We start from the raw sequence: 21,763 nt of genomic DNA, 5'->3' as shown, positions 1-21,763 counted from the left end.
AAGTACCTTAGATACTACTTAATCGAGTCTGCTAACAGTGTTAAAAACCGCAATCCTGAGTACAGAGAATATTACTACAAGAAATATGGTGAAGTAACTACTCACCAGCATAAAAGAGCACTCGCACTTACATCTCGTAAATTAATACGACTGATTTTTAGCTTGCTGACTAAAAATCAAATCTACTCCAATGATAAAGTTGGAGAGATTAAATAAAATATTTTCCTATCCTAAACCTGTTTTTTTGTGAAAAACCATAGGTTCTATTAAGGTTACTCTTTTTTAAACATTTCTTTTGTTTTCTTTTAAAATATTATCTTGACATATTACCAGATTGCTAAGGCATTATTCTGCTCATATCCCTTGGTAGTAGGCTAGCCTCTCTAATATTTTCTAAATCTAAAAGCTTCATTGTAAGTCTTTCAAGACCTATTGCAAATCCACCATGGGGCGGCATTCCATATTTAAAGCTTTCTAAATAAAATCCAAAATCATTAGGCTTCACACCAAATTTTATCATGTTCTCCTTTAGCATATCATAATCATGTATTCTTTGGCCTCCCGTGGTTATTTCCAATCCCTTGTAAATTAAATCAAAGCTCCTGGTTATTCCTTTATTTTCATCATCGGGCATTGTATACATTGGCCGCTTTGATACTGGATATTTAGTCAAAAATACAAAATCACTATCATATTTATCTTTAATATACCTAGAAAATAAAATTTCACCTTCAGCGTCTATATTCCCTACAGGAGATTTTTTATTATATTTCTCAAGTAATATTTTCTGGGCATCGGATAAGGTAACCCTAGGTATATGTTCTATTGTAGGCAGCTTTACTTTAAGGATTTCCAAATATTTTTTGCAGGTTTCACTTAAATACTGAAATAGAAATTTCATGAATTCTTCTTCCAAATCCATTAAATCATTTTCATCTTCTATAAATCCCATTTCCACATCCAAACTCACATATTCATTTAAATGCCTCCAAGTGTTATGAAGCTCTGCCCTATATGCATGGCCTATTTCAAACACAGCTTCAAATCCTGCACCAACCATCATCTGCTTGTAAAACTGAGGACTTTGTGCTAAAAATGCCCTTCTATCAAAATAATTTACAGTAAATACCTCCGAACCTCCTTCAGTTCCTGATGCAATGATTTTAGGTGTATGAATCTCGGAAAAATCATGCTTTCTTAAATATTTTCTAAAGGCTTCCACTATTTCTTCCTGTACTTTAAATACAGCCCTTTTATCGGGTCTTCTAAGACTTATATATCTATGGTCAAGCTGAGTTTCTAAAGATGCTTCTATCTCTCTTTGATTTATACTAAAGGGTAATAAATCATAATATGTTTTTCCAATAATTTTAAGTTCCTTTACTTGTATTTCTACTCCCCCAGGAGCCCTTTCATTTTTTGAAATAATTCCCTTTACCTCTACTGATGCTTCAAGCTTAACACTATCTATCATTCCTTCATCATCTAAAACCAATTGTATCACACCGGTTTTATCCCTAAGTAGAACAAATGCAATCTTTCCAAAGCTTTTTATCTTATATATCCAGCCCTTTACTAAAATACTTTCTTCTTTCATTTTCTTAATTTGTGATACAAATACTCTTTTCATTCACATTGCTCCTTTCTATTTTATCTTTATATTCTTTATTATGCTCTGAGCTTTAATTTTCATTTATCTTGTAAATTAATTTAAATAAAAAAACCTTTCATCTCTATATCTAAGATATAGGGACGAAAGGTTTACTTCCGTGGTACCACCCTTATTAGCTAAACGGCTCACTCAATCAGTACGGAATAAAATCTCACTCTTACTCGATACTGTCCAATAGATAACGGTTTGGCTCCGTCTAAGTCTACTCTCAAATTTGATTTCGGTTAGAAGCTCAGAGATGTTATTCAATACAGACTTTGTACCGGTCTCCCACTATCACCAGCTCGCTTTAGGAATATTTTAAGTACCCTTTAACTCCATCTTGCATCTACTCTTCTCATCATAGCCTTTAATTTTTTAAAAATTATTAATGTTGTTTATTTATAATTTATTGTAAAAAATTATATATTGGTTATCCTTTAATGTCAAGGTTTTTTTTATTTTATTTAATAGAAATTTATGTCATAAATATACAGCTTATTTACCTTTCATTATCAAGGGCAACTTTCCCTTCGTCTCCATTTCTAATTCTTATTACGTTTGACACATCATATATAAATATTTTTCCATCTCCAATTTCTCCTGTATAGCAAGCTTTTTTAGCAGCTTCAATTACTTTTTCAACTGGAACCTCCGATACAACTGTTTCAATTTTTATTTTAGGTAATAATTCAGGAGTGTAAGGAATACCTCTGTATTTTTTCGTAACTCCTTTTTGAACTCCACATCCTGAGACTTGAGTTACTGTCATACCCTGTACTCCAATATCGTTTAAAGCTTCCTTTAATTCACTGAATTTATTGGGTCTTGTTATAATTTCAACTTTTGTAATCTTAGGATTCATGGGCTTACCTCCCTTGGATTTTATATCTCTTTATTTTATATTTTTACTTACATTTAATACCTTGAATTTTAATTTCTATGGTTTTAGATTAGTGGTAATAAATATAGATCTAGGTTCAAAATCTGCATAGCTTTCAGTCCCATGTTCTTCTTTATCCAATCCTGCTTCTTCCTCTTCCTTGGTTACCCTTAATCCAACAGTTATACTTATAATTTTGAATAATATAAAGGATGTGACTAGGGTCCAGAGTGCTACTGCCCCAACTCCCAACATTTGAACTTTTAATAATTCTATGCCATCTCCATAAAGAAGCCCTCCATCTACAGCAAATATACCTACAAGTATTGTTCCAAGAGCGCCACAAATACCATGAACCCCTACAGCTCCAACTGGGTCATCTATTTTTAAGACTCTATCAATAAATTCTATGCTGAATATAATAGCTATACCAGCTCCTATACCAATAAAGGCTGCTCCTAATGGAGAAACTATATCACACCCAGCTGTAATAGCTACCAATCCTGCCAATGCACCATTTAATGTGATACTGACATCGGGTTTTCCATATCTAATCCATGAAATAATCATTGCCACAATTGCTGCAATTGCCGCAGATAAATTTGTAGTTACAAATATATGTGAAATACTGGTAAAATCTGTACCTGACAACGTCGAACCAGGATTGAATCCAAACCAGCCAAACCACAATATAAATACACCTAGAGCTCCAAGGGTAAGACTATGTCCTTTAATTACATTTGGTTTCCCTTTTTTATTATACTTTCCTATACGTGGTCCAATTATATATGCCCCAACGAGTGCTGCCCAACCACCTAATGAATGTACCACCGTAGATCCAGCAAAATCGTGGAACCCAATTTGTGATAACCAACCTCCACCCCATATCCAATGTCCTACAATAGGATAGATAATTCCACTAATTACAAAGCTATAAAGAAGATACGATAGAAACTTAGTTCTCTCAGCCATTGCACCAGATACTATTGTTGCTGCTGTAGCACAGAAAACTGTTTGAAAAATTAGAAATGCTTCCTTTGGTATGCTTAATTCTAAATGATTAAAGCTTCCAAGAGACATCAAATCTATTTTTCCAATAAAGCCTCCTGTATCAATTCCAAACATAATACTGAATCCTGCAAGCCAGAAAATCAAAGATCCTACAGAAAAATCCATTAAATTTTTCATAATGATGTTACCAGCATTTTTTGCTCTAGTAAATCCAGTTTCAACCATGGCAAACCCTGCCTGCATAAAAAATACAAAAGCAGTTGCTATTAAAACCCATATAGTATCAATTGCAATAGAATAATTCATAATAAATCTCCCCTTTATTTTTTATATCTATATAAATCATGCCAGCTGTACATGTTTTATATTTAATCGAGCAAAGTTAGAATTATGCAATTTCCTAAATCTATAATTTTTAATAACTTTTGTGGTTTTTATTACAGTTTTCCTCTAAAAAATTATGATAAATAAAAAGACGCCAACGAATTAAGAAAATTTACATTCCTTAATTGTAGACGTCTTTGCCTATTTTTGTTTTTTAAATTTTCTTAATATTAACACATATGATATTCTTTTTCAATACTTTTTTATATATTTTTTTCTGTAATATACTACCATGTACTTGGATTTATCTATAACAATTGAGATAATTACATAATTCCAATTTGCAAAATTGCATATGTAAATATTATCTTTAATATTAGTTATTTAAAATAGAATATACTTTGATGGTATTTCTCTAGAGATTTTAAACCTATATGTAGCAGTTAGTTTTCACAACAGGTAATTATGCAATTTCCTTAATTAAATTTATTTTTCATGATATTTAAAAATATTTTTAAAAAAACATTGTATTTTTATTAATATATATGTATAATTATTACTAATAATTATATTTCAGGTGGTGATTTTATGAAGGTTGGAGTTATAGGAGCCACAGGTTATGCTGGTCAACAACTCCTTTGGTTTTTAAATAATCATAAAGAAACAGAGGTATCTTTTTTAGTTTCCCATAGTTATCCAGACAAAACTTATTCATCAATTTATAAAAATTATAGGGATTTTATCAAATCCAAATGTATAAGTATGCAGAACATGTATAAGTATCTATCTTCAGTAGATATTGTATTTATTGCACTACCCCATGGTAAATCCATGAACATTGCTAAAGACCTTCTTTTAAAAGGCATTAAAGTAGTAGACTTGGGTGCTGACTTTAGATTAAAAAACTATAAGATATATGAAGACTGGTATGGTTTAAACCATGAAGGTAAAGAACTCCTTAAAAATACTGTCTATGGTTTACCTGAATTAAATAGAAATCTCATTAAAAATGCAAGCCTAATTGCTAATCCCGGCTGTTATCCTACAGCCAGTATATTGGCTATTGCTCCACTACTTAAAAACAATTTGATACAAAATAGCTCAATAATAATAGACGCAAAGTCAGGAGTATCTGGAGCAGGAAGATCTTTAAATACCTCTTCATTATTCTGTGAATGTAATGAATCTGTTAAAGCTTATAAGGTGGGTAAGCACAGGCATACACCTGAAATAGAACAGGAGCTTTCAAATATAAATAATGAAAATGTAAATGTACTTTTTACTCCTCATCTTATTCCCATGAATAGAGGAATACTTGCAACCTGCTATGGAAAATTGTCAAAAAGTATTTCATTAGATAATATTCAAGAAATATATGAAGAGTTTTATTCTAATGATTATTTTGTAAGGGTAAGTGAAGATATTCCTGAAACTAAATGGGTTAAAGGTTCTAACTTTTGTGATATAGGTATTAGATTTGATAAAAGAACAGGAAATATTATTGTGGTTTCAGCTATAGATAATTTAATTAAAGGCGCTGCAGGTCAGGCAGTGCAAAATATGAATATAATGTGTGGATTTGATGAATATGAAGGCCTGAACTTTCCATCAATGATACCCTAAACAAAGGCATATAAATACCCCTTAAAAACATTTTGAAAGGAGTCAATAATATGGTTAAATATGATAAATTTTTACCGGTTCCCGGTTTTAAGGCTGCTGGTCTACATTGTGGCATAAAGAAAAATAAATCTAAGAAAGATTTAAGTATAATCTATAGTGAAAAAAAGGCCATCTCAGCTGCTACTTTTACAACTAATAAGGTGAAAGCTGCACCGGTTCAAATAAATATGGAAAATATTAAAAATGAAAATACCCAAGCTATAGTTATAAACAGTGGTAATGCAAATGCATGTACCGGGAAAAAAGGCTTTGATGATGCCATGGAAATGACATTAACTACGGCTAAAGAGCTGGATTTATCTTCTAATGAAGTATTAGTTGCATCCACTGGAATAATTGGAGTATCAATGCCTATGGATAAAATAATTCCCGGTATAACAAAGGGTGTTTCCTTAATATCTAATGATGGTTTTGATCATGCAGCAGAAGGTATACTTACTACGGATTCATCTACAAAAACAGTTTCTGTAGAATTTACTATTGATGGAAAAAATATTATTATAAGCGGTATGGCCAAAGGTTCTGGAATGATTCATCCCAATATGGCAACGATGCTTGGTTTTATTTTGACCAATGCTTCAATATCTAAGAAAATGCTTCAGAAAGCATTAAGCCACAGCGTAAAGGATTCCTTTAACATGATTTCCGTTGATGGAGACACCAGTACAAATGATATGGTAATAATTCTTGCAAATGAAAGTGCAAATAACAATACTATAAATCTAGAAGATAAAAATTATATTAAATTCAAGAAGGCATTGGGTATTGTAACTGTTGAGCTTGCAAAGATGATTGCCGGGGACGGAGAAGGTGCCACTAAGCTTATAGAAGTAAACTTATCCGGTTCAAAGACAAAGGAAGATGCCAAACTATGTGCCAAATCAATTATCACTTCAAATCTTGTTAAATCTGCCTTTTTTGGAGGCGATGCAAATTGGGGAAGAATTTTATGCTCAATGGGCTACTCTGGAGGTGATTTTAACCCCGAATATGTAAATATATTTTTTGAAGGTGAAAATGGTAAGATTCAACTGGTTAAAGATGGTATGGGTCTATCCTTCGACGAAGATTTGGCAAAAAAAATTCTTTTAGAGGACTATATTAAAATAATAGTGGATTTAAAGGATGGTAAATATAGCGCTAAAGCATGGGGCTGCGATTTAAGTTATGATTATGTGAAAATAAATGGAGCTTATAGGACATAGAAGAATGATTGTAAATATATAAATTAAATTTTAATATCAATTCACCATATAGATATGTAATTGAGGAAATTGCATATCTATAGTTAACAAGATGCAGCCTTTTAGTCTGTATCTTGTTTTATTTTCCTCTCTTTATTTTTAAAAATTCTCTATGAATAATCTAGGATTATGTATTACAATTTTATATTTTAAACCTAACCCCTTTACCATTGTTTTTTAACTACTTTTTCTTCTTTATATTTTATTAAATGTAAAATTATGATATAAATATAGTGTATTGGTTTTTATTAGAAAAAATTAATAGAAAAAGAAAAGGGGATTAGAATGGTAATAGTAACTTTAGTCATTTCAATGGTAGTAACACTATTTTTAGTCAGTAGAAAGGTAAATATAGGTTATTCTTTAATGATAGGAGCTATTCTCCTATCAATTTTAAATGGAAGAAATGCAAGTTATATTTTTAACGTATTTTTAAGAACTTTTTCAGAATCTACAACAATTACTCTGGCCCTTGCTATAGCCCTAATTACAATTCTTGGGCATCTTATGGAAAAATATTTAATTCTAGATAGAATGATTACATCCCTTGAGCAAATGCTTAGAAGTGCAAGAACAACTATATTGATGGCACCTGCAATCATTGGTACTTTATTGGTTACTGGGGGAGCATTGATGTCTTGTCCAGTTGTAGATGCTCTTGGAAATAAATTAGATATTTCTAAGGATAAAAGGGCATCAATAAATCTCATCTTTAGACATGCCCTATATTTCTGCTTTCCTTTATCGCCAACAATCATATTAGCTGCTGAAATAGGCGAATTTGATATTTTAGATTTTATTAAGCTTCAATTTCCTATTGCAGTAGTTATGTATATATTGGGCTACTTTTTTTATCTTAGAAAATATAATGAACCAAAGCTTAAAAAAATAAATTTAAAGGAATACTTAAAAACAATTGGAAAATTTACTTTATATTCATCTCCTATATTAATTAGTTTATTTGGGGTTTTTATTTTTGATTTGCCCTTTTATCTTTCCCTTGTAATAGGTGTTTTTGCAGCTATTGTAATAAATGTATACGATAAATCAAGGGATGATAAATACAAAATAAATGAAAATGTTTTTATAACTATGTATAAGGGCTTAAAGCCTCCTATGGTAATAGCTATACTAGGTATTATGGTTTTTAAAAATGTGGTGAATGATTTTGATGAGTTGTTTATCTTCTTAAATAATTTATTGGATAAAGGAATACCTATAGAGCTATTAATAATATTATCATGCGGTCTAATATCTTTTCCATTGGCTTCTACCCAGCCAAGCATTGCTATACTTTTTCCTATGATTTTACCTTTAGCACCTACGGACCATGTAAAACTTTTATACGCTATGTTTATTTACACAAGTGGATTTATGTTTTATTACATATCCCCTCTTCACATGTGTCAGGTCCTTACTTTAGAATATTTTGATGTGAAACTCAAGGATTTGTATAAAAATTATCTTTATATACTTCCCTTAACTTATTTATCTATGATAATTATATATTTGATAAATATTTTGTAGATATACCTCTAAAAAAGAAAGTTAAAATTTTACCTTTAGCTTTCTTTTTCAATTTTCCTCCTGACTTCTTTAAGGTTATAAATCCATAGATTATGCCTATAGCTTCTCATTAATTATGCTAATATACTTTTTTATATTTGTATCTGATGAATTTATCCCATCATGCCAAGGATTACCTAAGGCAGGCTTTTTTGAAAAATATCTGGCCTTTAGTATTAGCTCTGGTCTATATTCAAAATGGAGTATATCAAAATGCCCCCATTTACCACCCCAAATAAAGTTATTTTTTTCAAAGACCCTTACTAGATCCTTTGAATAGGATATTAGCCTCTTTTCTCCTTCCTCACGGGATGCCCATTTCCAGTAATCTCTTTTATCTCTTTTTAAATCAACGGCAATTCCAAATGAATGGGGACTCAGCCTGTTTGTTCCCGATATATACCTATAATTAAAGGTTCCACTTGGTGGATATACAAAGGAATAAATATTTTCTTTATTTTCTGCTATTGCAGCAATCTCTTTCATAACGTTCTTTAAAGAACTAGAGCCTTTATTTACTTTATTGAAGGGATAGTATTTATAGCCTATCTTTACATTTTCAAGATTAGACTCAACCTGTCCACTTGATTTTCCATAAACTTCTTTAAGCAAGGAATATACCCTAATACGTCCGGGATTAAAATCGGTATCCACAAGTCCATTTATATCTTCAAGAGGATATAGCTGCTCCATCATATCCTGTAAATCTGGATTTACCAATTTTTCATTATTATTTTTATTTCTTTTATCATCATAAAGTATTTTCTTTCCTGATTTTAAGACTATATATACTTCATTATTTTTTGACTTTTCTATATCTATTATATGCTCTGGGTAAGCCATCATTAAACATAAAAGATCTCTTTTCATTGTCACATCATAGCTGTTATCACTAATCCCTTTAACAATATTATTTTGTATCCATTCTCTTTGGACACATCCTGTAATAATAAATAAAAAGATAAATATTATAAGTATAAATTTTTTGTTCATAGACTATTATCATCCTTATTTTTTTATTTTTAATTTAAGGGATTTTAATATTTCATTTGAGTGATTTTAATAAACTTGTTTTTTCCTTCAAGTTTATACAAAAAAACGGGTTTATTACATGAACGAAAAGGAAATATTAAAATCCCTGATATGGGAACTAGAACAAAAATTAATTCATACTTTTAGTATTTGAAATAAAAAACAAAAAGAACCATAGAAATAATTTCTATGATTCCTTATTGTTATTCTAACAAACTAAATTTCTTTGTTTTAAAATAAAATTTAGAAGGTTTTCATATTTCATTTGAGTAATTTTTATACTTATTACAATCTCCTCATTGCCTTAACTCTATCATTTTCATTTAATATTTTTTTCCTAAGTCTTATTGCATCGGGGGTAATTTCCACTAATTCATCATCTTCTATAAATTCAAGGGCTTCTTCCAGGGTAAAAATTTTAGGCGAAAGAAGTTTTATTGCATCATCACTACCTGAGGCCCTTGTATTTGTAAGCTTTTTGTTTTTACAGGGATTAACTGTCATATCTTCCTTTCTGCTGTTCATGCCTATTATCATGCCTTCATACACATCTGTGGCAGGACCTACAAACATATTGGCCCTTTCACTTAGGTTAAACAATGAATATGCCATGGTAGAACCATTTATTTGTGAGATAAGCACTCCATTACTTCTTTTGGGAATATCACCCTTATGGGGTTCATATCTCTCAAAAGATCTCACTAAAGAACCCTCACCTCGGGTATCATTTATAAACTGACTTCGATATCCTAGCAATCCTCTAGTTGGAACTATAAATTCCAGCCTTGTATATCCATTTTCTGATTCCATATATTCCATAATCCCTTTTCTAAGATTTAGCCTTGATATTATTGTCCCTGAATATTCATCGGGTACAGAAGCTATTACTCTTTCTACAGGTTCATGTAATTTCCCATCTATTTTTTTCATTAAAACCTCAGGCTTAGATACTGAAAGTTCATAGCCTTCTCTACGCATATTCTCAAGTAGAATTGATAAATGAAGCTCTCCTCTTCCAGAAACCTTATAGCCATCAGAATTTTCAAGTTCTTCTACCCGTAGTCCAACATTAACCTCTAATTCTCTTTCAAGTCTTGCTCTAATATGTCTTGTGGTAACGTATTTTCCACTTTTGCCGCAGAAGGGAGAATCATTAACTAAAAAGTTCATAGACAATGTTGGTTCTTCAATTTCTATCATTTCAAGGGGATCTATCTTATCTACGTTGCAAATTGTTTCTCCTATAGATAAGTCTGCAATTCCTGCAACTACAACTATATCACCGCTATAAGCTTTACTTTTCTCTACTCTGTTTAAGCCTTCATATACGAATAATTTTGATATTTTTCCGTTACCTATACTACCATCTCTTTTAAAGATAGCTATCTGCTCACCAGCTTTTATTGTTCCTTTTGTTATTCTTCCTATTCCTAGTCTCCCTATATAATCATCATATGCAAGGGAAGAAATTTGAAGCTGTAGGTTTTCATTATCCTTATTTGGATAGGCATTAACATGCTCTAATAGCAATTCAAATAGAGGTTTTAGGTTGTCACTGTCTTCATCCATCTCTCTCTTTGCTATTCCATCCTTGGCAATACCATAAACAATTGGAAAATCTAGTTGTTCATCATTTGCATCTAAATCAGCAAACAAATCAAAGGTCATATCAACAACCTCTTCAGCTCTTTGGTCATTCTTATCTATTTTATTTATAAATAGTATAGGTTTTAATCCTCTTTCAAGGGCTTTTTTTAGAACAAATCTAGTTTGAGGCATGGGACCTTCACTGGAATCGACTAAAAGAATTGCTGTATCCACAGTTTTTATAATCCTTTCTACTTCTGAAGAAAAATCGGCATGGCCTGGAGTATCAACTATGTTTATCTTCACATCATTGTATTCTATGGAGCAATTCTTGGAATAAATAGTAATTCCACGTTCCCTTTCCAAGTCATTGCTGTCCATTACACAGTCTACAACCTCTTGATTTTCTCTAAATACTCCACTTTGGCTGAGTAATGCATCCACCAAAGTAGATTTCCCTGCATCTACATGGGCTATCACTGCAATATTTATTATTTTTTTCTTTTCCATATATAGTATCTATCCTTTCAATTTTTTCGCTTCTATAATAGTACACCTTATTTTGAATTTAATCAATTAATATTATGTAAAATACAAAATTTACATAAATTTAAAAGATATATATTGAAAATTATGAATTTTAATATAAAGTTATATATATGAGATAATTGCACAATTATTATTTTAAACAATTGGATAATTGAGCAAATTGCATAATTACCTTACCCAAAAATTATCTACTACATATGGTTTTAAAATCTTCAAAGCAATACCATATATATTATGCAATTGTGCCAAATTAGAGTTATGCAATTTACTCAATTAGTTATGCAATTCTATCATATAAATAAAATTTTTTAGGGGGAAATACATATGGAGAGAATTAAAAAGCTTTTAAAAATTATGCAAGAAAAGGACATAGATGGATTTTTGATATCCTCTGAATCTAATGTAACTTATTTAAGCGGCTTTACAGGTGACTCATCTTATCTTGTAGTATCTCCTAATGGGTGTATTTTTTTTACCGATGGAAGATATACTGAACAAGCTGAGAAGGAATGTCACAAAGATATTGAGGTTATTAAATGGCTTGATAATAAACGTTGTGATGCAAAATCTTACAAATACGCAGTAAAGGCTTTAAAAATAAAAAGACTTGCCTTTGAAGGCAGTCAAATGCCTTATTCAACATATAAATCCCTTAGCGATGAGCTTAATGAAGTAGAGCTTGTTCCTCTTAATGATATCATAGAAGAAATTAGAATGATTAAGGATAGGGAGGAAATAGAAGCTTTAAAAATTGCCTGTAAAATTTCAGATAAAGCACTTAAACTTACAATTCCATATATTAGGCCAGGTATAACTGAAATGGAGCTTATTGCCAGGCTTGAATACAATTTAAAATCCAATGGGGCACAAGGATTGTCCTTTGATACTATGATTCTATCTGGACCAAAAACATCATTACTTCATGGAAAGCCGGATAATAAAAAATTGGAAGATGGTGATTATGTATTATTTGATTTTGGTGCTTTATATAATGGATATCATGCCGATATGAGTCGCACTTTTATTCTTGGGAATGCCAATGATAATCAAAAAGAACTTTATAATATAATTGAAAAAGCAGAGATGGAAGGGATAAAAGCTCTGAAGCCAGGTATATCATGTCAGCTTCCTGACCAAAAGGTAAGAGAAGTTATTCCAGAAAAATATATTAATTATTACTATCCCGGCTTAGGCCATGGAGTAGGTCTAGATATCCATGAAAATCCAAGATTATCTCAGGATTCTAAATTCAAAACAGAAAAAAATATGACTTTAACAGTAGAGCCAGGAATTTATATACCCGGTTGGGGAGGATTGAGGATTGAAGATACTATACTTATAACAGAGGATTCTTATGAAATTTTAAATAAGTTCCCAAGGAAGTTGACAATATTGTAATACTGCAACTGAATATATCCTAGTTCATACTTGAGGAAATTGCATAACTCTAATTTGGCAAAATTGCATAATATATATGGTATAGCTTCGGAGATTTCAAAACAATATGTGGTAGTTAGTTTTTTGAAGAGGTAATTATGCAATTTGCTCACTTAAATAATATATTATATTTGAAATTTTTAAGAAATATTAAATCAAAAAACTATGGAAAAATTAAGTACCTTTGAATTTTAATATATCTTTATGATAAAATTATTAGAGTAATAGTTATAAAACAAAACTTAAAAATATATTAAATATAATAAATAAAGGGGTTAATGAAATGTCAGAAAAAGTATTGGCAGTACACAAGGATTTATTAAAAGATTATTTTAAAGATATATCCTATGGTTTAATAGTGAATGCTAAGGATCTTATTTTTAATAAGGTTCTAGAAAATCACTGTTTTTTAGATAGGGATGTGGCTGAATACAGTTATGACTACAGGCAAATCATTCCTTATATCATAGTAAAAAAAGACGATTCATTCTTAATGCTTAAAAGATTAAATAAGCAAACTGAAAAAAGACTCCATGGTAAATATTCCTTAGGGGTAGGCGGTCATATAAATCCTGATCAATCAGGAAAATATGAAAATATTATTATGAGTGGACTTTTTAAGGAGCTTAATGAAGAAATATCTATTATAGAACCCTTTAAGCTGACTTTTTCAGGTATTATAAATAATCAAACAAGCGAAGTAGGCAAGGTCCATATAGGCTTTTTATACATACTTGAAACAAGCTCTTTAGATTATGAAGTATTGGAAAAGGAAAAAATGACAGGAGAATGGATACATAAAAAGAATTTACGTGATTATTATAAATTTTTAGAAGGCTGGTCTCAAATTGTCTATGATGATTTTATTTCTAAAAAATGGGAAATATAAAATAAAGATGAAGATTTTAAATATATGCTTCAATTATTAAAATATAAAAAAGCCTGTGAAAGCTCTTAAATAATTGTGCTTCACAGGCTTCTCTCTTTATTCTTTTCTATTCTTCTCTATTTAATAGTTATTTTTTCAAGTCCACCCATATATGGTCTAAGTACCTCTGGAATTAACACAGAACCGTCTTCCATCTGATAATTTTCAAGAATTGCTGAGAAGGTTCTTCCAACTGCAAGTCCTGAACCATTTAGTGTATGCACATATGTTGCTTTACCCTTTGGCTCTGGCCTAAACCTAATATTTGATCTTCTTGCCTGATAATCTTCAAAGTTACTACAAGAAGAAATCTCCAAATATCTACCATAGCTTGGCATCCATACTTCTATGTCATAGGTCATTGCTGAACTAAATCCTAAATCTCCACCACACAATCTTACGACTCTATAGGGAAGCTCAAGTTTTTGTAGAATTTTTTCTGCTGCTGCAAGTAAGCTTTCTAATTCCTCATATGAGTCTTCTGGTCTAACAAATTTAACAAGCTCTACTTTATTAAATTGATGTTGGCGAATAAGCCCTCTAGTATCTCTACCGGCAGAACCTGCTTCTTTTCTAAAACAAGGTGTATAAGCTGTATGATATATTGGCAAATTGTCTCCTTCTATTATTTCATTCATATATAAATTAGTTACTGGAACTTCTGCTGTAGGTATTAAAAAATAATCTTTACTTGGCAGATGAAACATATCATCTTCAAATTTAGGAAGCTGTCCAGTCCCTATCATACTGTCTCTATTTACCATAAAAGGTGGAAGTATTTCTTCAAAACCATGTTCCCCAGTATGGATATCCAGCATAAAGTTAATAAGAGCTCTTTCAAGCTTTGCACCCAATCCTTTGTATACTGTAAATCTTGTTCCTGTAATCTTTGAAGCCCTCTCAAAGTCCAATATGCCAAGATCGGTTCCTACATCCCAATGGGCTTTTTCCTCAAAATCAAATTTTGTAGGCTCTCTCCAGGTTTTAATTAATAAATTATCTTCATCACTATTACCTACTGGTGTATCTTTATGAGGTGTATTTGGAATAGTAAGAAGTTTCTGCTTTATTTCTTCCTCTATATTCTTTAACTTAGAATCTAATTCCTTTATGTTTACAGAAAGCTCCTTCATCTCTGAAAGTACAGATGAAGCATCCTTACCTTCCTTTTTAAGTCTTGGAATTTCTTTAGAAACAGTATTTTGTCTATTTTTCATGTCTTCAACTTCTGATATAATTCCTCTTCTTTCTTCGTCAAGCTTTATTACTTCCTCAAGTCCAAAATCTCCCTTTGTTCTCTTTTCAATAAGCTCTTTTACATTGTCAAAATCATTTCTAATTCTTTTTATATCTAACACTTCTAGTACCTCCTTTTTATTTTTTGGCCTTAATTTTTATATGATGAAATTGAATAACTTGAATTTGGCAAAATTGCATAATATATATGATATAGCTTTAAAGATTTTAAAATAATATGTAGTAATTAGATTTTTTAAAAGTAATTATGCAATTTGCTCATATAAATTTTTTATATTAAAAATAACAAAAATCCCTCTATCCCAAATATAGGGACGGAAGGATTCTATTTCCGCGTTGCCACCCTGATTGACTATAATAGTCCTCTCATAGGTTTACTTTTAAAATAACCATTAGCTTATTAACGGAGCTCCCCGACTAAACTTTTCAGTTTAACAGCTCTGGGATGGATTCAATAGATAATCATATCGATTTACACCAACCATCGACTCTCTTAAATAATTACTCTATTTACTAATTCCCTTCATAGCTTTTATATGAATATGTAAATACTTTATCTATATTATACTATATTTTTAGTAATTTTAGCATAAATTATTATACTTTTCAAGGATATTTTAAATTATTATATTTTTCAAGGAAATTTATAGTAAATATTAGTATTTTTATTATAATAATATTACAATATAAATATAAGGATTTATAAATTAAATATAGATTAATTATTTTATCAATTGTATAATAAATACTATATATAATTAATTTATAAAAAAATAGGAGGGGTTGTATGTCAAAAAATGTAAATATCGATTGGAGTAATCTAGGATTCAACTACATTAAGACAGATTTTCGTTATGTGTCCCGATGGAAAGATGGAAAATGGGACGAAGGAAAACTAACTGAAGATAATAAGCTTTCAATTAGTGAAGCTTCAACTGCACTTCATTATGGACAGCAATGCTTTGAAGGATTAAAGGCCTATCGTCGAAAAGATGGTGAAATCCAACTTTTCAGGCCTGATCAAAATGCTAGACGTTTGAACGATAGCTGCAAACGTATCTTGATGCCAGAAATACCAGTAGAAAAATTTATCGATGCATGTATTCAAGTTGTTAAGGCTAATGAAGCTTATGTTCCTCCACATGGAACAGGTGCAACCCTTTATCTTAGACCTTTTGTTATAGGTGTTGGAGATAATGTCGGAGTAAAACCAGCTCCAGAATACATATTCTGTGTTTTTTGTGTGCCGGTAGGTCCTTATTTTAAAGGTGGTATGACTCCTGTAAACTTCAATGTTTCAGAGTACGATAGAGCTGCTCCTTATGGAACTGGTGCCGCAAAGGTTGGAGGAAATTATGCAGCAAGCCTTTATCCCCATGAATTAGCTACTAAGAAAGGCTTTGCAGACTGTATATACCTTGATCCAGCAACCCATACAAAAATTGAAGAGGTTGGTGCTGCAAACTTCTTTGGAATCACAAAGGATAATAAATTTATCACTCCAAAATCACCATCTATTCTACCTAGTATAACAAAATATTCTTTATTGTACATTGCTGAAAACTATTTGAAAATGGAAGTAGAAGAAAGAGATGTTTTAATAGATAATCTAGATGAATTCAAGGAAGCGGGAGCATGTGGAACTGCTGCTGTAATAACTCCTATTGGAGGCATAGAGTATAAGAACAAGCTTCATGTTTTCCATAGTGAAACAGAAGTAGGCCCTGTTACTAAAAAGCTTTATGACACCCTTTATGGTATTCAATTTGGAGATGTTGATGCTCCAGAGGGATGGATTGTTGAAGTAAAGTAGAATCTTAGATTTTTAAATAAAAAACCAATTCTTTTAAGCTGTATAGCTTTTTAAAAGAATTGGTTTTTTGTTTTATGTATACTTTCCCTATGCCCAGGTAATAATCAAAATATAATTGAAATAAATACATAATTTAAATTGAGGACAATTGCATAATACATATGATAGTTCTCTAGAGCATTTAAAGCTACATATATTAGATAGTTTTTACAAAAGGTAATTATGTATAATTAATTAAAAGGGGTGGATAGTATGAATAGCTTTGATAAAATTGATATTTATGCAAAGATTGGAGATTTAAAGGATATAGATTACAGAAATACCCTAGCTATAGCAACGATCATAGAACTTTTGGTAGATAAGGGTATAATAAGTAGACAGGAATTTGCCAGAAAAGCTTATATTTTAGATCAAATGTCTACAGATGAACTTAGAAATTTAAGATCACTTTAATATAAAAAACCCTATATACAGGGTTTTTCATATTGTTCTCTTTAATTTATTAAATATTTTCTTTTCTATAGCATCAACTTTCTTTTTCATCTCTTTTGGTCGCAAATTAAATTTTTTTGATAAATCTCTAATCTTTATGGGACCTTCTTCATCCAATCCAAATCTAAGTCTTATTATTTCCTCTTCTGTTTTATCCAGATCTTTACTGTCTTTTATTATTTGATCAATCTTTTCTTTTATAAACTCTAATGCCTCTGGAGCAACATTTTCCATAGCTTTCCCCTCTTAATCAATTATTCTTAATAGTAAATTCTATATAGTTTTCTCATTTTAAAATCATAAAATAAAATCCTATAATTCTCTTACTTATCTTATCCTTCTATATTTTTTTGAAGTGGTCTTCATTATATGTGACTGAATAAGATAAGATGACAAATCATGCTCCTTGATTTTTTTTATAAAAAATAGTGATTTTATGAATGAAAATATTTTTTTCATACTTAAGCACCTTTCTGTATATATTATAATGATGAATATAATAAATATTATATTGATTTATATTTTAAAATTTTAGCTTTTCTAAACTAAAGGTAAGCAATTTTTTTGAAAGATCAATCATCCCTTGATTTTCTTTGGAATTATATATATCAATTAAAACTTCTCTCTCTTTAACAGACTTTATAAGATCCCTTTCTTTTAATATATTATTTAAGTGGTTTGCTGTTCCTATATTACCATCTATTATATAAACCTTGTCGCCTACAAAATTCTTTATATAATCCTTTAAAAATATATAATGGGTACATCCTAGAACTATTGAAGTAATCTCATTCATATTTATACCTTTAAAACACTCTTTTATACTATCTTCAATATCTTTTCCTTCTATAATACCAGCTTCAATAAGCTCAACAAGCTTTGGACAAGGAAGCTTTATTATATCCCTTTCCTTACCATATCTATCCATAAGAGCGCTAAATTTCTTCTCCTTTAAGGTCATCTCCGTAGCCATAACAACTATCTTACCATTACGATTTATAGTTGTGGCAGGCTTCAAAGCCGGTTCCATACCAATAATAGGTATATCATACTTCTCTCTTAATTCCTCTATTGCTGCGCTGGTTGCAGTATTACAAGCTACAATTATGGCTTTAACACCCTTTTCTATAAGTAAATCACATATTTCTATGGAAAGCTTTCTAACTTCCTCAGGAGTCTTTACCCCATAGGGAGCATTCTTTGAATCTCCATAATATATATATCTTTCATTTGGCATAAGCTTAATAAGCTGAGCCAATACGCTTATACCTCCCATGCCTGAATCAAATATTCCTATAGCAAGGTTTTTATCATTATTCATTTTTCACACCACCGATTTATATGCATTGTTCCAAATTCACATCTTTATATTATATCACATCTGTATAAATAATTCATACCTCCAAAAACTCAAAGGTTTTTGGAGGTTTTCTATATTTTATTCCTCTGTACCTTCTATATCTGTATCTTCTATATCTGTACCTTCTATATCTGTACCTTCTATATCATTTGTATCATTAGCACCATTTATTTCATTTAATCTTTTAAGTATTCCTTCCAGTTCTTCTATAAGCTTACCATATTCAGCCCAGTCACCTTGTCTCTGAGCCTCTGTTGACCTATTAAATACATCATTTGCTCTTATTATAAGTCCCTTTATATCTCCAGCTTCTTCTATTGGTAACTGGGGAGCTGGAATATCTGGTTTTGGTTTCTCAGTATCTTTTCCAAAAATACCTTCTAAAGCTCCTTGGAGTGTAGGTTCCATAACTATTTTATCACCATATGCAACGATTACTCTCCTAACCTCAGGTAAACTATCCTCAGCAGATGCCTGTAAATATATTGGTTCAACATAAAGCAAGGATTCTTCAATAGGTATTATAAGTAGATTTCCTCTAACAACCCTTGACCCCTGTTGATTCCAGTATGTAAATTCTTTAGATATTGCAGGATCCGAGTCTATTCTATTTTCTATTTGAATAGGTCCATAAATATTCTTGTTTTTGGGAAGCTTATATACAACTAATTCCCCATAGTTTTCTCCATCATTTCTACCTACAAGAAGAGCAGTCATATTAGGTTTATTTTTAGGTGTATAGGGAACTGATAGTATGAACTCCTCTTTTTCTTCTTCTGGAAGCTTAAACATAAGATAATTGGATTCTATTTGCTGCTCTTCCTGGTCATACTTCTCCTTTGCTATATGCCATTCATCCTCTTTATTATAAAAGACCTTACTATCTTCCATATGATAGGTTCTATATATAGATGCTTGTATATCAAAGAATACTTGAGGATATCTTATATGAGCCCTTAGACCTTCTGGCATTTCATCTATAGGAGTAAAAAGTTGTGGGAATATTTTAGCATATGTTTGTACAACTGGATCATCTCCATCTGCCAAATAATAGGTGGTATCTCCATTATAGGCATCTATAACTACCTTAACTGAATTCCTTATATAATTAATATTTGAATCATTAATAGGTTCTGAGTAAGGATAGTTAGTACTTGTGGTATATGCATCGATTATCCAGTAGAGTTTTCCCTCATTTATTACTAAATATGGATCAGAATCATATTCTATATAAGGCATTATTTTTCTAACTCTATCATGTATATTTCTATTTATAACAATCTTGCTTTCAGAAGTTATATTCCCTGATAAAAGCATTTTAAGATTTCTCTGCCTATAGGCATATAAGAGTTTATTAAAGCCATTTAATTTAATGCCTGCATTTCCTTCATAGATATTATATACATTGGAAGAACCTTTAGGATAATCAAATTCTTTTTCCTTTGCATTAACAATAATATAATCATTTGTAAGCTCTCCAAAATATATTTCTGGTCTTTCCACCTTCAGTTCTTCCACCGTAGTCTCAGGAGGTATATTTTTTATTAAAAGCTCTGGAAGCCCTTCTGAAGTAACTTTATTTACAGGAGAAAGAGCTATACCATATCCATGGGTATATTTTAGATGCTTATTTATAAAGGTTAAAACATCGGGTTCTATTTTGCTGTGATCAAGCTCTCTAGGAGATAAAAATACTTGTCTGTATTTACCATCTATATAATATCTGTCTATATCTACATCATTAAAATTATAATAATATCTTATACCTTGTTTTTGATTGTAAACTAATTCAGTAGGTCTGTAATCATTTATTCTTATATTAGATATTGTATCAGCATTTTCTTTTAAATCTTCCAGGGTTAAATCAAGATTTGCTGCAAAAATCTCTTCTTTTACATCTTCAAGTCCATATGCTTTTTGAGTATATTTAATATTATAGTCTATATATTCCTTTTCCTTAGATATTTCATCGGGAGATACAATGTAGTTTTGCACTCCTAATGCTATTATATTACCTATTATACTTATTAAAATCATTAAAGCAGGCCCAGACACAGCAAGTCTAAATTTCTTTCTCTTTACTCCAATAATTAAAAGCACCGCAGATAGAAAAGCAATAATCATAATTACTCTATATTTCAATAGTGTAACCTTTATATCAGTATAGCTTGCTCCGTACGCCACTCCCCTTGGAGAATAAAGTAAATCATAGGATCTTATAAAATATCCCAGACCTAAAACTGCAAAAAATATTACACCTAAAATTAATAATTGTCTTCCTGCTATATTAAGTATCTTTCTTCCGTTATCCATATTTATTTGTCTGGTATTAAATTCACTTTCAGAATTTATTTCAATAAGTGTAGGTCTTCTAAGCATCATCATTATTACATAGAATACCACAGTTATAATAGCTAGTAGCACTATAAAAGTTATCAGCATATAATATATCTTAGTTAATAATGGATATCTAAATAGATAAAAGGATATATCCTTATTGAATATTGGCTCTGTTATATTGAAATTCGTACCATTTACAAATCTCAAAATATCGAACCAAAGGTTACCTGCTAAGGTGCTGCTAGATATAAATGAAAGAAATGCTGCCCCTACTAGAGCTAATTGATTTATTCTCTTTTCAGATATACCACTATGTACTGCATTTACCTTTTTGTAGTAGTCCTTTTTTATGAATATCAAATAAATATAAATAAGTATTGTTAATATTAAAAATACCGGAATACCTATTTTAAGTTGTGTCATTAATTTTGTTAAAAACACTTCTTCAAAACCCAAAACTCTAAACCATTTGTATTCTGTAATAAAGTTTATTACGGTATTGAAGGAAGTTGATATCATAATAAAAAGTAATACAATTATACCAATTATAAACCGTCGTGCATTTGTCAAATAGATCACCATCCTATCAAATTACTTCTTACATAA

The 21,763-nt window shown here is 30.6% G+C and carries 16 protein-coding genes, 1 pseudogene and 2 other annotated features; of the genes and pseudogenes, 8 read left to right on the top strand and 9 right to left on the bottom strand.

Annotated elements, in window-relative coordinates:
• Positions 1-216 (top strand): annotated as a pseudogene (locus B5X81_RS27985) (IS110 family transposase); the annotation flags it as partial.
• A 121-nt stretch (positions 217-337) separates the two neighbouring features.
• Here the strand turns inward: B5X81_RS27985 and aspS are convergent.
• The 3 genes from aspS to B5X81_RS26340 form a co-directional block, all read right to left on the bottom strand.
• Positions 338-1,630, bottom strand: a complete 1,293-nt coding sequence (gene aspS / locus B5X81_RS26350; RefSeq protein WP_079496004.1) for an aspartate--tRNA(Asn) ligase — start codon at positions 1,628-1,630, stop codon at positions 338-340.
• A gap of 115 nt (positions 1,631-1,745) precedes the next feature.
• Positions 1,746-2,025: a binding site (T-box leader), on the bottom strand.
• 128 nt (positions 2,026-2,153) lie between these two features.
• On the bottom strand, positions 2,154-2,516 hold the full coding sequence (locus tag B5X81_RS26345; protein ID WP_079496003.1) for a P-II family nitrogen regulator: 363 nt from the start codon (positions 2,514-2,516) through the stop codon (positions 2,154-2,156).
• A gap of 75 nt (positions 2,517-2,591) precedes the next feature.
• On the bottom strand, positions 2,592-3,851 hold the full coding sequence (locus B5X81_RS26340) for an ammonium transporter (RefSeq protein WP_079496002.1): 1,260 nt from the start codon (positions 3,849-3,851) through the stop codon (positions 2,592-2,594).
• Between the two features lie 606 nt (positions 3,852-4,457).
• Here B5X81_RS26340 and argC point away from each other — a divergent pair.
• The 3 genes from argC (at position 4,458) to B5X81_RS26325 (ending at position 8,323) form a co-directional block, all read left to right on the top strand.
• Positions 4,458-5,492: an N-acetyl-gamma-glutamyl-phosphate reductase gene (gene argC / locus B5X81_RS26335; protein WP_079496001.1), complete on the top strand. Its 1,035-nt coding sequence runs from the start codon at positions 4,458-4,460 to the stop codon at positions 5,490-5,492.
• Positions 5,493-5,542: 50 nt separating this feature from the next.
• On the top strand, positions 5,543-6,757 hold the full coding sequence (gene argJ / locus B5X81_RS26330; protein WP_079496000.1) for a bifunctional ornithine acetyltransferase/N-acetylglutamate synthase: 1,215 nt from the start codon (positions 5,543-5,545) through the stop codon (positions 6,755-6,757).
• A gap of 324 nt (positions 6,758-7,081) precedes the next feature.
• Positions 7,082-8,323 (top strand): DUF401 family protein, encoded by a 1,242-nt coding sequence (locus B5X81_RS26325; protein ID WP_079495999.1) that lies wholly within the window; start codon positions 7,082-7,084, stop codon positions 8,321-8,323.
• Between the two features lie 96 nt (positions 8,324-8,419).
• Here the strand turns inward: B5X81_RS26325 and B5X81_RS26320 are convergent, their stop codons facing one another.
• Together B5X81_RS26320 and typA are read right to left on the bottom strand one after the other, a co-directional pair.
• Positions 8,420-9,355 carry a M15 family metallopeptidase gene (locus tag B5X81_RS26320; RefSeq protein ID WP_079495998.1) on the bottom strand — a complete coding sequence of 312 codons (936 nt, stop codon included), beginning with the start codon at positions 9,353-9,355 and terminating at the stop codon, positions 8,420-8,422.
• Positions 9,356-9,679: 324 nt separating this feature from the next.
• Complete coding sequence (typA, locus tag B5X81_RS26315) at positions 9,680-11,491, bottom strand: translational GTPase TypA (RefSeq protein ID WP_079495997.1); 1,812 nt, start codon at positions 11,489-11,491, stop codon at positions 9,680-9,682.
• A 363-nt stretch (positions 11,492-11,854) separates the two neighbouring features.
• On the opposite strand from typA, the gene B5X81_RS26310 reads away from it, so the two are divergent.
• Positions 11,855-12,928 (top strand): M24 family metallopeptidase, encoded by a 1,074-nt coding sequence (locus tag B5X81_RS26310; protein WP_079495996.1) that lies wholly within the window; start codon positions 11,855-11,857, stop codon positions 12,926-12,928.
• A 322-nt stretch (positions 12,929-13,250) separates the two neighbouring features.
• Complete coding sequence (locus B5X81_RS26305; RefSeq protein WP_079495995.1) at positions 13,251-13,856, top strand: hypothetical protein; 606 nt, start codon at positions 13,251-13,253, stop codon at positions 13,854-13,856.
• 116 nt (positions 13,857-13,972) lie between these two features.
• On the opposite strand, the gene serS is transcribed toward B5X81_RS26305, so the two are convergent.
• A complete protein-coding gene (gene serS, locus B5X81_RS26300) occupies positions 13,973-15,253 on the bottom strand; it encodes a serine--tRNA ligase (protein ID WP_079495994.1) in 1,281 nt (426 codons plus the stop codon).
• A gap of 206 nt (positions 15,254-15,459) precedes the next feature.
• Positions 15,460-15,688, bottom strand: a binding site (T-box leader).
• Between the two features lie 251 nt (positions 15,689-15,939).
• Here serS and B5X81_RS26295 point away from each other — a divergent pair.
• Together B5X81_RS26295 and B5X81_RS26290 are read left to right on the top strand one after the other, a co-directional pair.
• Positions 15,940-16,965 (top strand): branched-chain amino acid aminotransferase, encoded by a 1,026-nt coding sequence (locus B5X81_RS26295; protein WP_079495993.1) that lies wholly within the window; start codon positions 15,940-15,942, stop codon positions 16,963-16,965.
• Between the two features lie 252 nt (positions 16,966-17,217).
• On the top strand, positions 17,218-17,418 hold the full coding sequence (locus B5X81_RS26290; protein WP_079495992.1) for a hypothetical protein: 201 nt from the start codon (positions 17,218-17,220) through the stop codon (positions 17,416-17,418).
• Between the two features lie 27 nt (positions 17,419-17,445).
• Here the strand turns inward: B5X81_RS26290 and B5X81_RS26285 are convergent, their stop codons facing one another.
• The 3 genes from B5X81_RS26285 to B5X81_RS26275 form a co-directional block, all read right to left on the bottom strand.
• The gene (locus B5X81_RS26285; RefSeq protein ID WP_079495991.1) at positions 17,446-17,691 is read right to left on the bottom strand and encodes a hypothetical protein; all 246 of its coding nucleotides are present in this window, start codon (positions 17,689-17,691) and stop codon (positions 17,446-17,448) included.
• 289 nt (positions 17,692-17,980) lie between these two features.
• A complete protein-coding gene (gene murI, locus B5X81_RS26280) occupies positions 17,981-18,778 on the bottom strand; it encodes a glutamate racemase (protein ID WP_079495990.1) in 798 nt (265 codons plus the stop codon).
• Between the two features lie 117 nt (positions 18,779-18,895).
• Complete coding sequence (locus tag B5X81_RS26275) at positions 18,896-21,727, bottom strand: UPF0182 family membrane protein (protein ID WP_244282256.1); 2,832 nt, start codon at positions 21,725-21,727, stop codon at positions 18,896-18,898.
• Between the last annotated feature and the right edge of the window lie 36 nt (positions 21,728-21,763).

Origin of the sequence: Maledivibacter halophilus (genome assembly GCF_900167445.1) — a bacterium.
Classification (GTDB): Bacteria; Bacillota; Clostridia; order Peptostreptococcales; family Caminicellaceae; genus Maledivibacter; species Maledivibacter halophilus.
The sequence above is the reverse complement of the archived record's forward strand: the minus strand, read 5'-3'. Positions and strand labels throughout refer to the sequence as shown.

What these genes read in the sequence shown, in the direction of transcription:
- aspS (WP_079496004.1), bottom strand. Translation starts at nt 1,630, where the DNA reads ATGAAAAGAGTATTTGTATCACAAATTAAGAAAATGAAAGAAGAAAGT.
- B5X81_RS26345 (WP_079496003.1), bottom strand. Translation starts at nt 2,516, where the DNA reads ATGAATCCTAAGATTACAAAAGTTGAAATTATAACAAGACCCAATAAA.
- B5X81_RS26340 (WP_079496002.1), bottom strand. Translation starts at nt 3,851, where the DNA reads ATGAATTATTCTATTGCAATTGATACTATATGGGTTTTAATAGCAACT.
- argC (WP_079496001.1), top strand. Translation starts at nt 4,458, where the DNA reads ATGAAGGTTGGAGTTATAGGAGCCACAGGTTATGCTGGTCAACAACTC.
- argJ (WP_079496000.1), top strand. Translation starts at nt 5,543, where the DNA reads ATGGTTAAATATGATAAATTTTTACCGGTTCCCGGTTTTAAGGCTGCT.
- B5X81_RS26325 (WP_079495999.1), top strand. Translation starts at nt 7,082, where the DNA reads ATGGTAATAGTAACTTTAGTCATTTCAATGGTAGTAACACTATTTTTA.
- B5X81_RS26320 (WP_079495998.1), bottom strand. Translation starts at nt 9,355, where the DNA reads ATGAACAAAAAATTTATACTTATAATATTTATCTTTTTATTTATTATT.
- typA (WP_079495997.1), bottom strand. Translation starts at nt 11,491, where the DNA reads ATGGAAAAGAAAAAAATAATAAATATTGCAGTGATAGCCCATGTAGAT.
- B5X81_RS26310 (WP_079495996.1), top strand. Translation starts at nt 11,855, where the DNA reads ATGGAGAGAATTAAAAAGCTTTTAAAAATTATGCAAGAAAAGGACATA.
- B5X81_RS26305 (WP_079495995.1), top strand. Translation starts at nt 13,251, where the DNA reads ATGTCAGAAAAAGTATTGGCAGTACACAAGGATTTATTAAAAGATTAT.
- B5X81_RS26295 (WP_079495993.1), top strand. Translation starts at nt 15,940, where the DNA reads ATGTCAAAAAATGTAAATATCGATTGGAGTAATCTAGGATTCAACTAC.
- B5X81_RS26290 (WP_079495992.1), top strand. Translation starts at nt 17,218, where the DNA reads ATGAATAGCTTTGATAAAATTGATATTTATGCAAAGATTGGAGATTTA.
- B5X81_RS26285 (WP_079495991.1), bottom strand. Translation starts at nt 17,691, where the DNA reads ATGGAAAATGTTGCTCCAGAGGCATTAGAGTTTATAAAAGAAAAGATT.
- murI (WP_079495990.1), bottom strand. Translation starts at nt 18,778, where the DNA reads ATGAATAATGATAAAAACCTTGCTATAGGAATATTTGATTCAGGCATG.